A 10,220-nucleotide genomic window follows, 5' to 3' on the forward strand; every position below is an offset into this window, starting at 1 on the left:
ATTTCTCGCCGTCGAATTCCTTCACTTCCTTGCCTTCGGCGATCAGCGTGCCGACACCGGTCTTGGTGTAGAAGGCCGGAATACCCGCGCCGCCGGCGCGGATGCGCTCAGCCAGCGTTCCCTGCGGGTTGAATTCGAGTTCCAGCTCGCCGGCGAGGTATTGCTGCGCGAACAGCTTGTTCTCGCCGACATAGGACGAGATCATCTTCCTGATCTGCCTGGTTTCCAGCAGGCGGCTGAGGCCGATGCCGTCGACGCCCGCATTATTGGAAACGACGGTCAGATTCTTGACGCCGGAATCGCGGATCGCGTCCGACAGGGTTTCGGCGATACCGCACAGACCGAAGCCGCCGGACATGATCATCATGCCGTCCTTGAGAACGCCATCGAGTGCCGCTTTGGCGTCGGGATAAACCTTGTTCATGGAGTAAGACCTGATGGAGGGAGCGGCTGAAAGCCGACATTATGGGATTATTAGGCGAATCTTCCGCGGTGCGTCAATGCGCTCAACCGCCGATGACACCCTTCAGACCCGCGTATATGGAGCCGGCCGCGGTCCCAACCACCCCGAGCAGCGGGCCCAACGTCGTGATAAGGTCCTGGATGGTCCGCGCGCGGCGGCGGAGATGCTCCTCGCCGACGTGCTGACCGAGCAGGCCGGCCACCTTGTAGGCCACCGGATTGGGCTTGCCGCCGCCTCGCGTCATCGTCTTTGGCAAGATCTCGAAGATCAGCGATCCCAGAATGTTCCCCGTGACGAATGACAGCGCAATGCTCAGCGAATATTCAATTACCTCCCGCCATTCGACCCATGTCCGGGGCACGATCGGAACATGATCGTTGAATCCGGTGACGGTCAGCATGCACGTCACCGCGATTGCCGCGGTCAGGACCCCGACCAGTATGGCGCCGCGGAAGCCGACCTTGTGGCGCGCACGGATAAGCAGTCCGAACGGCAGCGGGATTATCACCGAGGCGAGGCGGAGATAGAGCGGGCTCACATTCAATGTGATGGTGACAAAGATGTGCGCGACGACCAGCAGGATGACAGGAACGAAAATATAGGCCAGGGCGTGAACGATATAGAAATGGCCCGGCGAGCGAATCCGTTCGATCCGCGCGCGGATGCGGCCGAGTTCACGCTGCAACCCCTCCAGTTCGAGGACGATCTCCTGGATCTCGGCAATCACGGGACGCACGATCCGCAGGTCGCGCGAGCAATGCTTGCAGACGACCGCCTCATCCTTGATCGTTTCGGCGCAGAACGGGCATTCCATCAGGCAGATCGTTTTCTGTTTCGCCGGAGCGCTTCCAGTTCGGCGCGCGCCTGGCCCACTTCCAGCCGCAGCGCGTCGCGCTTGCGCGCCAGTTCGTCACGCTCCGCAAGCAGCTTTTCCGGCACGGCAATTTCCCGCGAGCAGGAGCCGCAGACACGCGCCGCCGGCGGGTTCTCCCGCGCGCAATATGGGCAGGTCGTACTCAGGGCGCGACCTTGAGGACGAAACTCGTGCTCCCGATGCGGCCGTCGCTGTCCTTGACGTCGACCCGCACCATGTGCTCGCCGGGCGGCAGTTCGACCTCGGGTATGTCGATTCCGGTCGGCTTGAAAAAGGCTTTTATCCGCTGCGTGAGATCGACGTTCGGGGTGCGGAGATAGATGACCTTGACGGAGTCGGGATCGATCTTGGCTCCGCCATAGGGTTCGAACTTCAACTGGAAGTGCATCGGAGATCGAATCTCTCCCGGGCTGGCCACAACGTCGACCTTGGGTCCGCGCGTGATCCCCCGCCGCTCGGTTGCCACGGCGCCTTTCGGCGGCGGCAAGGCTGCTTCTTCGGGGGTGATCAGAACCGGCCCGGCGTTGGCCGAAAGCGATCCGGTGATGACTACAACACTCGCCAGCAGCAACCCCGGTTTCCAACTTCGCACGATTGTTCTTCCTCTGCTATTCCCTGCCTACTATCGCACACCGCCATCGCCGATGATGGTGTACGGCGCCCAGAACAACGGATGGGCATAGGCGAATTCGGTCTTGCCGTCGGCGCCGGCATAGCCGGGGCCGTCGATCAGCGCCATCATCGCCTGCCGCAACGCTTCGCCGCGCGTCAATTTCGGGTCCTGCGCCTGCCGTCTGAACAGGTCGGTCACCAGTTCGCGCGCCGACTGCGAGTGCACCGACCAGTTGGTCACCAGTAGCGCACGGGTGCCGGCGTAAAAGAAGGCGCGGCCGAGGCCCGAGGCGGCCTCGGCGCCTGCGCCCGTTCCGGTACCGGTGTTGCAGGCCGACAGCACCACCCAGTCGGCATCGAGCTTGAGCCCGAGAATTTCCTCCATGGTGAGCAGCCCGTCGCCATCGCCGCCGGTCACGGCGGGTGAGGACAACGCCAGCGCCGGCTGCGACAGGCCGTTCAGTTCGCCCGGCACCAGGCCGTGGGTCGCGAACGCCAGCACCTTGAACCCGGACAGGTTCATCGTCTTGACCGCCTGCTCGCTCGCCTGCTTGCCGAGATTCAGAACCTTCGACGGATCGGCCTGCAACGCCAGCGCGATCGACTTCAATTCCTCCGACGTGTCCGGAAGCCGCGGTAACATCGCGAGTTCGGCGCTGTCGACGCCGTCGAGCTTGACGCTGTTGCGCCGCTTCAACGGAACCCCGCGCGTGGTATTGCCGCCGGCGTCGGCAACCCTGACCTGTTCGCCCGCGCTGGCCTCGGCTTCCTGTTCCTTGCTGAAATAGGGATCGCCGAATGCGATCAATTCGCCGCGCCCCGCCTTGCCGGGCGGCAATTGCCGCAGGGTGCGCAGCGCGGCCGCCGAAGGCACGGTGGTGACCGCGTGGGTCCGCGCCAGCCACGGCACGTTCCTGTAGCTCGCGAACAGCGGATCGTCGTCGCTGCGAGCCTCGGACGGCGCCGTCGGCAACAGCGACAACGGCAGCAGGCCGAGCGCGCCGTTGGTCACCATGATCAGGTTCTTCGCCGGCCGCCAGCCGCTCTCCACCGGCTGCAGCAGCAGTGAGTAGAGTTCATGGGCGAGCTTGAGATCGAACGGCGGAATGTCCGAAATCATCGCCGCCTGCGGCTCGAGCGCCTCGCGCAGCTTGCGCACCTTGCTCTCGATGTCGCCGCTGCTCGCCTTGATCGCGGCGAACGCGACCAGACCGTCCTTCGGCACGGCCCAGACGAAGCTGTTGTTCTGTCCGAAATAGAACGACAGCATCGCCTCGCCTTCGACCAGCGTCGCCTTGATCTGCTCGACCGACGGCGGCTTCGGCGAGACGAGATCGGCATAGGCCGGGAAGCGCTGGCTGATCTCCTGGCGCGCCTTGATGCGACCGGCGCGCAGCGCGTTGATCGAGGCGTTGATCGCCTGCACGCCCTTCTCGTCCCGTTCCGCCGATGACAGCGACAGCACGTTGTTCAGCGTGCCGAGTTGCGCATTGATCTGCTTGCCGAGGTCCTGCTCCTTGCGCACCAGCACGGCCAGCGCCGGATCGCTGGCCGCGGCGCGCGCGCTCGAGGCTGCGAGCGCCTGCTGCACGGAGTGACCGCGAACGGCGTCGGCCAGGCTGAAGGTCTCGGCGCCGATGTCTCCAGAAGCGTTCTTCTCGCGCGCCAGCATGACGAGGTAGGCCTCAACGGTATTCTGCAGGCGCAGGTTACGCGCAGCGACGGCGGTCGTATCGTCATCCGCGTTCTCGCGGGAGTATGCCATCAGCATCGGAATCGCGGTGCGGAATTCGCGAGCCGCTTCCGCGTCGCGTCCGGCGCGCATCAGACCGACTGCCAGAATGCCGCGTGCCAAGGCTGTATCGGAATGATTTTCTCCGACCCGGGAAACCTGCTTCTTCACAAGCTGCTCGGCGGCGGCAATGCCGGCCTCGACCTGCCCGGAGTTGTAGAGCGAGGTGATGCGTCCGCCACCGAGTTCGAAACTTTGCCGGCGCGCCGGCTCCCAGTTGGCGGTTGCCTTGTCGAGCTGCGCGAATACGGCAATCGCTTCCCGCCCCTTGCGCTGCAGGCTCAGGATATTGCCGAGCATCGAAAGCTGCTGCGCGCGCGAGAGCGAATCCTCGGCAATGCCCACGGTCTGGATGATCTCGAGGGAAACCCGAACCAGTTGCTCCGCTTCGGCGTAACGGCCCTGCTCGACGAGAATGTCGGCGAGGCCGCTGATAAAGCGCGGCGTGGTCGGATTGTACTTGCCCTGATTCTTCAACTGCGAGAGCAGGGCCCGGCGCGCATCGACCTCGGCTTCCTGCAGCCGGCCTTGCCGCGCTTTCACCCTGGCCTGGCTCACGATGGTAGAATCGACGACGAGCAGCAGGCTGGATTCGGACGGCGGACTCTCGGAGCCCATTAGCGGCTTGATCGCCGCTCGTTTGCGCATTTCCCCGAGTCTGTACGAAGTCTCGGCGTCGCGATACTGTCCCCGCGCTTCAAAAATCATGGCGCGGCCGATTTCGGCTTCGGCCTCCCAGTTCTGGCCGTAAGTATTGTAGGCCGCCCGCATCAAGGGATGGCCGCTGGTCCGCCCTTCCTGAATCAACGGCTGGCTGCGGCGCAGATAGGCTTCAGCCTGCCCGATATCGCCCATCTGGATCAGAAAGCCGGCGATCGCGCGGTTGGCACCGGTCAGGAATCCCCTCGCCCCCCTCTGGTTGGATGTCTCGCGTATCAGTCGCTGATACACTTCAACGGCCTTCTTTGGATCGCCGGCCGCGGCGTGCTGCTGGGCAGCAAGGTTGATAAACCTTCCCATCAGGAGGGCGGAAACCGTCCCGCGTCCGACTTCCGCGGCCTTGTAGGCGTCGGCGACGGAATCGGCGAGCCGGCCGAGCTGGGCGCGGGCATTGCCGCGATCGAAATAGAATTGCGCAAGGGCTTCGCCGGTTTCCTTGCCCGGCTGGGCATCGGCCTTCGCCTTCAGCTTTTCGATCGTCTTGAGGTCGGGCTTCTCGCTGTCCAGGATCGCGGTGATGTCGGTGATCGTTCGCGGCGGCGCGACAAAGCCGGCCGGCTGCGCGCCATCCGGCACCACCTTGGGCGCGGCCTCGGCAGGAATGGCAACAGCGACATTGGCGCGGCCGTTGGCCTTGTCCAGCGCAGCCTTGACGCAGGCGCGCACGGCTGGCGTGGCCTTGGCGCGGCAGGCTTCGAAAGATCCCATGCCGCCGGAGGCGCGCACGCACGCCTGAACCATCGGGCGGCCGACGCTCATCCGGCAACTTTCCACCGCCGCCTCGACGCCTAGCGCCTGCGCGGCCGGGGCCGTTACTGCAAGGATAGCTGCCGAAATGACGCATCTTGAAGTAGTGCCGGGATATCTGCGATAGTTTGTGGGCTGGAAGAGAAATGAAAGGGCGCGATAATCCAAGACCATCGATGACCCCTTTAAATAAATTTAATACCGTGCAATGGGGAAATACTAGCAAGTTTCTCCCGGGCCGCCACGAGATTCTCGGCCTTTCGGAACCCTTGGCCGCATCGGGATGGTATGGTCTTAGGGCAGGCCGTTCGGGTCGTGCTCTCCTGGCGGAGCCGGCTGGGGAAAGCCTTGAAAGCGCCAAGAAAACGCTTCAAGTTGTGTGAACTGGCACGGGCTAACCTTTGCGTCCCCTGCCCTAATCAAGATAGACCCCTGTGGCGTTCACCCGACTTCGGTTTAACCAGATCCGGATATGTCATTGACGATGGGCCAAGGAATGAAGCGCCTCGGGATGCCGATTGCGGCGCTGTTCGGCGTGGCCGTGCTTACCCTGATCGGAACCTCCTGGTTCCTCAACCGCGATGCACTCCGGCAGGCGGTCGAGGCACAGATCCGCGCCGTCACCGGGCTCGATCTGGTCGTGTCAGGCGCGATCGACGTCTCGGTGTTTCCGGGCAGCTACGTCTCGTTCCACAATGTCGGGCTGAAAGGCGGCGGCACCACCGATCCCGCGCTGCGGGTCGACGTGCTGACCGCCAACCTGCGCCTGCTGCCGTTGCTGCTGCGCCGCTTCGAGATCGCCGACGTCATGATGCTGCGACCGCATATCCGCGTCGTCAGGGAAGCCGGCGGGGAGAGCAACTGGACCCCGTTCGTCGAGCGCATCGCACGCACGATGAAGCCCGGCGCGGAAAACCAGGTGTCGTTTTCCGAAATCCGGATTCAGGACGGCGTGCTGAAATACGAGGACGCCGCCAACAACGTGACGGAACAGCTCGGCGACATCGACCTCTCGCTGGCCTGGCCCTCGATCTCGCGCTCCTTCGCCGCAACCGGACAGTTCGACTTCCGCGGCGAGCGCGTCGACGGCTCGATCTCCGCCAGCGATTTCGTCGCGATGCTTTCGGGCGACCGCTCGGGCCTGAAGGCGCGGCTGGTCAGCGCGCCGCTGAAACTCGCCTTTGACGGCTCGGTCGCCAACCGCACCAGCCTGATGATGGAAGGCACTGTTACCGTCGACAGCGTGTCGCTGCGCAACGCGCTGCGCTGGATGGGCCAGCAGGTGCCGGGCAGCGGCGGCTTCGGCCGCTTTGCGCTGAAGGCCCGCGCCAATGTGGTCGGCGCCTCGGTTGCGCTGACCAACGTGAATGTCGAGCTCGACGGCAATGTCGCCGAGGGCGTGATGACGGTCGCCAATAACGGCCGTCAGACGCTGCAGGCGACGCTGGCCGCCGGCAATCTGGATTTCACGCCCTACATCTCGACCGTGCGCCTGTTGGCGAGCGGCGCGCGTGACTGGAACCGGCAATTGTTCGACCTGTCGTCGCTTTCCGCCACCGATCTCGACATGCGCCTGTCGGCGGCGCGGGTGACGGTCGGTCCCACCAAGCTCGGCCGCACCGCATTCGGGGCCAATTTGCGCAATGGTGCGCTGGCGCTTTCGATCGGCGAAGCGCAGATGTATGGCGGCATCGCCAAGGGTTCGCTCGCCATCGCGCGCTCGGACACGGTGGCCGACGTCAAGGCGCAGCTCCAGTTTGCCGATGTCGACCTGCAGACCTGCGCCGGCGAATTGTTCGGGATCACCAGGCTGTCCGGCCGCGGCAATCTCGGCCTGTCGCTGGTGGCGTCGGGCACCAGCCCGTTCGGCCTCGCCTCCTCGCTCGACGGCACCGCGACCCTGACCGGCCATGACGGCGCGATCGCGGGCTTCAATGTCGAGCAACTGCTGAAGCGGCTGGAGCGGCGTCCGCTGTCCGGCGGCGGCAATCTGCGCAGCGGTTCGACGCCCTACGACAATCTCAACGTCTCGGTGCGATTCAACGACGGCATCGCGACCGTCGAGGACCTGCGCGTCGACGGACCGACGACGCGCCTGACCTTGACCGGCACGGCCTCGGTGCCCGCGCGCGAATATGACCTCAAGGGCGTCGCCAGCCTGACCCAGGCTGCGGGAGGCGGCCGCGACAAGGGTTTTGAACTGCCCTTCGTGATCCAGGGCCCGTGGGACGATCCGCTGGTATTTCCCGATCCGGAAAGCCTGATCCGCCGCTCGCCGGGCGCTGCGCCCCTGCTCGATGCGGTGAAGGACCGCAAGACCCGCGATGCCGTGCGCTCGGTGATCGAGCGCTTCACCGGTGGCGGCCAGAAGCCGGCGGCGCCGGAGACAGCCGACGGCGCGAAGTCGAATTGATCGCATAGCCTGCCGTCGGCGCCCAACTAAGGAACGTCATTGCTCCGGCTACCACCGGCACCATACGGCTTGTTGAGAAAGTAGCTGCGGTTGCCCAGCGCCGCTTCGGCATACTGATCGATCGCGACGATGATCGCCTGGACATGCGCGTGGCACCAGCCTTCCCGCGCCGCCATGATGCGGACTTCCGCCAGCGCCCTTATCCATGGCGGGTTATCCGCGTCGTGGTCGTACCATCTGATCGATCCGGACATGGCTGGCCCCTGTCGATGAAGTCTTTCAACTCGGCTCGCATGCGCGCGAGCAGGAGCTGCGCCCGCACATTGTCCAGTCCGGCGTGATCGAGCTGGCGCATGAGCCTGTCCAACTCGGCGATCCGCAGGCGCAGTCCCTGAATTGGATCATCGCACACGGCAGTCGAGCGCCCGGGTCGAGGACTTCCTGCTGCCCGCACGCGCACGAACATCCAGTTTCAGCCGCTCGTCGACATTGAGCAGCCGCTCCTCGCCGCCGAGCCGGTTCCGCTCGCCGATCAGGCCGAGCATGGCCCCGCGCATCGCCATCAGGTGGGTGGCGGCTTCCGAACAGTCCTCATCCCGATTGACCCGTTTGCGGATATTATCCTCCGCGATCAACATATCTGCACGTAATGCTCTGATTTTATTACGTATTTTATTAAGCCTGTTGTCCATGGGCCACCTCGCTGCGGTTGCAGCCTATAAGAACAAATAAAGAACAAATTTCAAGTTAAGAGTCCGCGTCTCGTTAAAAAATCTCCGATCAGGATTTCTGGAGTTTCTCGATGCCCCGCCTCCCCGACCAGGTGGACGCCCCGATGACGCCCCGCCAGCGGGCAACACTTCGAACGCTCAGCGCCGAGGCCTACCAGCCCATACTGTTCGAGAAGAACCTGACGGCACAGGAGGCCGAGCGGCGCATTGCGGCGCTGAAGGCCGAGATCGAGCTGGCGAATTCGTTTTGAAGATCCCGCTACGCACGCGTCGTGGATTGAGGATGGTTGCGAGCGACAGCTTTGCTGAATTCCTGCGCGAGCAACTTCACCCGCAAGGTCCGCCCCGCCAGAGCTTTCGCCGGACAATCGCTTCGCCCGCAATGACGCCACAAACGGCGCCTCCCCTACTGAAGTCTGGGATTTGCCGTCTGGATATAGCAGCATGGTTGCGCTATCATTATCCAACCGGTTAAAAAGCCCGGCGTTTTCAGGGAGACAAACGTGATATCCAAGAGACTAAAGTCATTTTCGCTCGCCGTGGCTGCCGTCGGGCTGTTTTACGCCACCGCACCTGCGCTCGCGCAGCAGAAGACCATCACCGTCTGGTTCGGCAAGGGCTTCTACAAGTCCGAGGACGACGCCCTGCTCGAGGCGATCAAGAAGTTCGAGGCCAAGACCGGCATCAAGGTCGAACTGTCGCAATACGCCATCCAGGACATGATTCCGAAGACGGTGGCGGCGCTGGATTCCGGTACCGTGCCCGACGTCGCCTATTCCGACAGCTACGACGTGCAGGCGCAGGGCAAGTGGGCCTTCGAAGGCAAGCTGGAAGATCTTTCCGACATCATGACGCCGATGAAGTCGGCGTTCGCGCCGAACACACTGGAGACCGTCAACCTCTATAACGACGTCGCCAAGAAGCGCGCCTATTACGGCTTCCCGCTGAAGCAGCAGAGCATGCACGTGCAGATCTGGCAGGACATGCTGGAGCAGGCCGGCTTCAAGCAGAGCGACATCCCGACCAAGTGGGAGGATTACTGGTCGTTCTGGTGCGACAAGGTGCAGCCCGCGATCCGCAAGGCCACCGGTCAGCGCATCTACGCCGTCGGCCAGCCAATGGGCGTGGAATCCACCGACAGCTTCCAGTCGTTCTACACCTTCATGGACGCCCACAACGTCAAGCTGGTCGACGACGAGGGCAAACTGCTGGTCGATGATCCCAAGGTGCGGGAAAACCTGATCAAGGCGCTGAAGGACTACACCGATACCTATATCAAGGGCTGCACGCCGCCCTCCTCCACCACCTGGAAGGACCCGGACAACAATGTCGCCTTCCACAACAAGACGATCGTGATGACGCACAACTTCACGATTTCGATCGCGGCGAAATGGCTCGACGACGCCAACAACCCGGCGCTGACGCCGGAGCAGCGCGCGCTCGGCAAGAAGAACTATGACGAGGTCATCATCACCTCGTCCTTCCCGAACAAGCCGGACGGCACGCCGATCAAGTACCGCTCCGACGTCAAGACCGGACTGATGTTCACGGCGGCCAAGAACAAGGCCGAGGGCAAGGAGTTCATCAAGTTCCTGATGCAGGAAGAAAACCTCCGTCCCTACATCGAGGGCGCGCTCGGCCGCTGGTTCCCGGTGACCACCGCCAGCCAGCAGAGCCCGTTCTGGCAGGCTGACCGGCATCGCAAGGCGGTGTACAATCAGTTCACCGGCGGTACCACGCCGTTCGACTTCACCAAGAACTGGAAGTTCACGATCCTCAACAACGAGAACGTCTGGGCCAAGGCGATGAACCGCGTGGTGAGCGAGAAGGTGCCGGTCGACAAGGCCGTCGACGAACTGATCGCCCGC

Annotated in this window: 10 protein-coding genes; 3 read left to right on the top strand and 7 right to left on the bottom strand. The window is 63.5% G+C overall.

Annotated features, from left to right (window positions below):
* The 5 genes from V7E26_RS16795 to V7E26_RS16815 all read right to left on the bottom strand — a co-directional run.
* A partial coding sequence (locus V7E26_RS16795) for a CoA transferase subunit A (protein WP_324417976.1) occupies positions 1 to 424 on the bottom strand: 424 nt, incomplete at its 3' end.
* An 82-nt stretch (positions 425 to 506) separates the two neighbouring features.
* On the bottom strand, positions 507 to 1,190 hold the full coding sequence (locus tag V7E26_RS16800) for a hypothetical protein (protein ID WP_324417978.1): 684 nt from the start codon (positions 1,188 to 1,190) through the stop codon (positions 507 to 509).
* 86 nt (positions 1,191 to 1,276) lie between these two features.
* Positions 1,277 to 1,402: a hypothetical protein gene (locus V7E26_RS16805; protein ID WP_324417980.1), complete on the bottom strand. Its 126-nt coding sequence runs from the start codon at positions 1,400 to 1,402 to the stop codon at positions 1,277 to 1,279.
* 77 nt (positions 1,403 to 1,479) lie between these two features.
* Positions 1,480 to 1,929: a hypothetical protein gene (locus tag V7E26_RS16810; RefSeq protein WP_324417982.1), complete on the bottom strand. Its 450-nt coding sequence runs from the start codon at positions 1,927 to 1,929 to the stop codon at positions 1,480 to 1,482.
* 30 nt (positions 1,930 to 1,959) lie between these two features.
* Positions 1,960 to 5,220, bottom strand: coding sequence for a CHAT domain-containing protein (locus V7E26_RS16815; RefSeq protein ID WP_324417984.1), 3,261 nt, complete (start codon positions 5,218 to 5,220; stop codon positions 1,960 to 1,962).
* A gap of 472 nt (positions 5,221 to 5,692) precedes the next feature.
* On the opposite strand from V7E26_RS16815, the gene V7E26_RS16820 reads away from it, so the two are divergent.
* Positions 5,693 to 7,621: an AsmA family protein gene (locus V7E26_RS16820; protein ID WP_324417986.1), complete on the top strand. Its 1,929-nt coding sequence runs from the start codon at positions 5,693 to 5,695 to the stop codon at positions 7,619 to 7,621.
* Positions 7,622 to 7,647: 26 nt separating this feature from the next.
* On the opposite strand, the gene V7E26_RS16825 is transcribed toward V7E26_RS16820, so the two are convergent.
* Together V7E26_RS16825 and V7E26_RS16830 are read right to left on the bottom strand one after the other, a co-directional pair.
* Positions 7,648 to 7,875: a hypothetical protein gene (locus V7E26_RS16825; protein ID WP_324417988.1), complete on the bottom strand. Its 228-nt coding sequence runs from the start codon at positions 7,873 to 7,875 to the stop codon at positions 7,648 to 7,650.
* A 147-nt stretch (positions 7,876 to 8,022) separates the two neighbouring features.
* The gene (locus V7E26_RS16830; protein ID WP_324417990.1) at positions 8,023 to 8,313 is read right to left on the bottom strand and encodes a hypothetical protein; all 291 of its coding nucleotides are present in this window, start codon (positions 8,311 to 8,313) and stop codon (positions 8,023 to 8,025) included.
* A gap of 110 nt (positions 8,314 to 8,423) precedes the next feature.
* Here V7E26_RS16830 and V7E26_RS16835 point away from each other — a divergent pair, with 110 nt between their 5' ends.
* Complete coding sequence (locus V7E26_RS16835) at positions 8,424 to 8,603, top strand: DUF3072 domain-containing protein (RefSeq protein ID WP_324417992.1); 180 nt, start codon at positions 8,424 to 8,426, stop codon at positions 8,601 to 8,603.
* A gap of 252 nt (positions 8,604 to 8,855) precedes the next feature.
* Positions 8,856 to 10,220, top strand: a 1,365-nt coding sequence (locus V7E26_RS16840; protein ID WP_324417995.1) for an ABC transporter substrate-binding protein, incomplete at its 3' end; no start/stop codon positions are given.

The sequence above is a fragment of the Bradyrhizobium sp. genome (genome assembly GCF_036735945.1).
Taxonomy (GTDB): Bacteria; Pseudomonadota; Alphaproteobacteria; order Rhizobiales; family Xanthobacteraceae; genus Bradyrhizobium.

Excerpts from the sequence above, each read along its gene's own strand:
- V7E26_RS16825 (WP_324417988.1), bottom strand. The coding sequence starts at position 7,875 with ATGTCCGGATCGATCAGATGGTACGACCACGACGCGGATAACCCGCCA.
- V7E26_RS16830 (WP_324417990.1), bottom strand. The coding sequence starts at position 8,313 with ATGGACAACAGGCTTAATAAAATACGTAATAAAATCAGAGCATTACGT.
- V7E26_RS16820 (WP_324417986.1), top strand. The coding sequence starts at position 5,693 with ATGGGCCAAGGAATGAAGCGCCTCGGGATGCCGATTGCGGCGCTGTTC.
- V7E26_RS16815 (WP_324417984.1), bottom strand. The coding sequence starts at position 5,220 with ATGAGCGTCGGCCGCCCGATGGTTCAGGCGTGCGTGCGCGCCTCCGGC.
- V7E26_RS16835 (WP_324417992.1), top strand. The coding sequence starts at position 8,424 with ATGCCCCGCCTCCCCGACCAGGTGGACGCCCCGATGACGCCCCGCCAG.